A 2,776-nucleotide genomic window follows, 5' to 3' on the forward strand; every position below is an offset into this window, starting at 1 on the left:
TCCTCAGGGCCGGTACCGGCCGGGCGGACCGCGCGGCCCTTCGTGGTCCGCCCCTTCCCCGAAGATCTACGCGGCGCGCCCGTAGCCCGTCAAGCGCCCGCTGCTTCCTCCCGCCCCCGTGGACCGCTGCCGGGTAGGGTCGGATTCGTTCCGCCGGCCCGTCCCTGATTCCCCGGTGAGGTGTGCGATGCGCAAGATCATCTATTTCATGTCGATGTCCCTGGACGGCTATATCGAGGGACCGGACAGGGACATCGGCTGGCATCAGGTGGACGACGAGCTGCACCACGCCTTGAACGAGCGGCTCGCCGCGATGGGCGGCTTCCTGCACGGCCGGGTCGTCCACGAGCTGATGGCGGACTTCTGGCCCACCGCCGACCAGGACCCGGCCAACGCCGGGCCGACGGCCGACTTCGCCGTCATCTGGCAGGACATGCCGAAGTACGTCTACTCCCGGACGCTTCAGCGGGCGGACTGGAACACCACCGTCGTCCATGACGTCGTCGCGGAAGAGGTCATGGCACTGAAGGAGCAGCCCGGCGGTGACCTGGCGCTCGGCGGCGCCGGGCTGGCCGCGTCCTTCGCGGCGCTCGATCTGATCGACGAGTACTGGATCTACGTCCACCCGGTCCTCATCGGCCGGGGAAAACCCATGTTCCCGTCGACGGACACCATGACCGACCTGCGGCTCGCGGGCACGATGGCCTTCGGCAACGGAGTCGTGGAACTGCGGTACGAGCGGGCGGAAAAGCCCTCGGCGCACTGACCGTTCGATGGGTACGGTCGTGGCCCGCTCCGGCACCGGCGAAAGGAATCACATGGCACTGGGTATCGAGGACCGACTCGCCGTCATGGAACTGGTCGCGCTGCACGGGCATTTGATCGACGACGGTGAACTCCACCGGCTGGACGAGCTGTTCACCGACGACATCGTCTACGACGTCACGGACCTGGGGCACGGCTCGCTGGTGGGGCTGGACGCCTTCCGGGACGCGGCACTCGCCATGGGCGCACTCAATCCGGTCGGCCACCACGTCACGAACATCGTGCTCACCGACCTCGGCGACGGCCGGGCCGGCGCCCGCTCCAAGGGCATCGGCGTCAACGCCGACGGCACCAGCGGCAGCGTGACGTACGAGGACACGGTCGTGCACGGCGAGCGGGGCTGGCGCATCGCCCACCGCAAGGTCATCGGCCGGCGGACACCGCTCAGCGCCTCCTGACGGCTCGAACCCAAGGGGGGTGCCCGCCGCGCGGCGGGCACCCCCCTTGAGGGCACGTGGTTCAGACGCCCAGCAGCCCCGATGTGTCCAGCACCTGACGGATCGCCCGGCCCGAGGCCAGCTCCTCCATCGCGTGGTTGACCTCGTCCAGCGCGAGGGTGCCGGTGTGCATCTCCTCCACCGGCATCAGCCCGGCCCGCCACAGGTCCAGGAAACGCGGGATGTCGCGGCGGGGGACCGCGTCACCCATGTACGAGCCCAGCAGGGACTTGCCCTCGCCCGCGAAGGCCAGGGCCGGGACCTCCAGCACCCGGTCGGGGGCGGGCAGGCCCACCGAGACGACCTTGCCGCCGCGGGCCACGGCGGCGAGGCACTCGGCCATCACCTTCGGGCTGCCCACGGCCTCCACCGCGACCTCCGCGCCGCCGGACGTCAGTTCGCGGATCACGGCGAGCGCCTCGTCGGGCGCGCAGGTGTGGGTCGCGCCCAGGCGCAGGGCCAGTTCGCGCTTCTCCGCCACCGGGTCCACGGCCACGATCGGGTACGCGCCGGCCGCCCGCGCACCCAGCACCGCGGACAGGCCCACCCCGCCCAGCCCGTAGACCACCGCCGACTGGCCGGGGCGCAGGGCCGCCGTGTTGATGACCGCGCCGGCGCCCGTCAGGACCGCGCAGCCGAACATCGAGGCCACGGTGAACGGGATGTCCCGGGGAATCGGCACCACGGACTCCTGCGCCACCACCGCGTGACTGGAGAACGCGGAGACGCCCAGCTGGTGGTGGACCGTGGCGCCGGAGGCATCCGTCAGCAGGGACGGGCCGTGCAGCAGGGCGCCCGAGCCGTTCGCCGTGGCGGCCTGCGCGCACAGGGCCGGGCGGCCCGCCGCGCAGTCGGCGCAGAAGCCGCAGCTCGGCACGAAGACCAGGGCGACGTGGTCGCCGGGGGTGATCCGGTGGACGCCGGGGCCGGTCTCCTCGACCACCCCGACCGCCTCGTGCCCCAGGGCCATCGGGAGCGGACGGACCCGGTCGCCGTTGACGACCGAGAGGTCCGAGTGGCACAGGGACGCGGCGGCGACCCGGACCAGCACCTCGCCCTCGCGCGGGGCTTCGAGGTTCAGCTCCTCCACCTCGACCGGCCTGGTCCCCGAGTAGGGCCGGGCCGTCGATATCCCGCGCAGCACCACGGCCCGGGTCTTCACGCGCCCACCTCGTCACGGGGTGCGCAGCGCAGCACGTCGCGGCTCTCCAGCAGCGGGACGACCTTGCCGAGCACGATCTCCTGGAAGTGCGGGGTCGCGCAGTGCGCGGTGAAGTCGGCCTCGGTCGCGTACTCCTCGTAGAGCACGATCGCCCGCGGGTCCTCGGTGCCCTGGTGGACCCGGTAGCCGAGGTTGCCGGGCTCCCGGCGGGAGGCGGCGGCCATGGAGTCGAGGAGCGGGAGGACGGTGTCCAGCTCGCCGGGCCTGGTGCGGTACCTGGCCACTACTACATACGTCACGGGGTTACTCCTGGGGTGGTGCGGGCCTCTTGAGGGCGGCGGGCGGGACCGGC

4 protein-coding genes are annotated in these 2,776 nt (G+C 72.1%); 2 read left to right on the top strand and 2 right to left on the bottom strand.

Features of this window, described 5'->3' with window-relative positions:
* Nucleotides 1–187: 187 nt before the first annotated feature.
* Nucleotides 188–766 carry a dihydrofolate reductase family protein gene (locus tag J1C73_RS20320; protein WP_207317666.1) on the top strand — a complete coding sequence of 193 codons (579 nt, stop codon included), beginning with the start codon at nucleotides 188–190 and terminating at the stop codon, nucleotides 764–766.
* A 52-nt stretch (nucleotides 767–818) separates the two neighbouring features.
* A complete protein-coding gene (locus tag J1C73_RS20325) occupies nucleotides 819–1,223 on the top strand; it encodes a nuclear transport factor 2 family protein (RefSeq protein ID WP_207317667.1) in 405 nt (134 codons plus the stop codon).
* 61 nt (nucleotides 1,224–1,284) lie between these two features.
* On the opposite strand, the gene J1C73_RS20330 is transcribed toward J1C73_RS20325, so the two are convergent.
* Both J1C73_RS20330 and J1C73_RS20335 read right to left on the bottom strand, forming a co-directional pair.
* The gene (locus tag J1C73_RS20330; protein WP_207317668.1) at nucleotides 1,285–2,424 is read right to left on the bottom strand and encodes a zinc-binding dehydrogenase; all 1,140 of its coding nucleotides are present in this window, start codon (nucleotides 2,422–2,424) and stop codon (nucleotides 1,285–1,287) included.
* Nucleotides 2,421–2,723 carry a putative quinol monooxygenase gene (locus J1C73_RS20335; protein ID WP_207317669.1) on the bottom strand — a complete coding sequence of 101 codons (303 nt, stop codon included), beginning with the start codon at nucleotides 2,721–2,723 and terminating at the stop codon, nucleotides 2,421–2,423. The genes J1C73_RS20330 and J1C73_RS20335 overlap by 4 nt, the downstream gene beginning before the upstream one ends.
* Nucleotides 2,724–2,776 lie beyond the last annotated feature (53 nt).

It is taken from the genome of Streptomyces laculatispora, assembly GCF_017353455.1.
Taxonomy (GTDB): domain Bacteria; phylum Actinomycetota; class Actinomycetes; order Streptomycetales; family Streptomycetaceae; genus Streptomyces; species Streptomyces laculatispora.

Bases quoted from the DNA above. Each gene is read 5' to 3' on its own strand.
- J1C73_RS20320 (WP_207317666.1), top strand. From the start codon at position 188: ATGCGCAAGATCATCTATTTCATGTCGATGTCCCTGGACGGCTATATC.
- J1C73_RS20325 (WP_207317667.1), top strand. From the start codon at position 819: ATGGCACTGGGTATCGAGGACCGACTCGCCGTCATGGAACTGGTCGCG.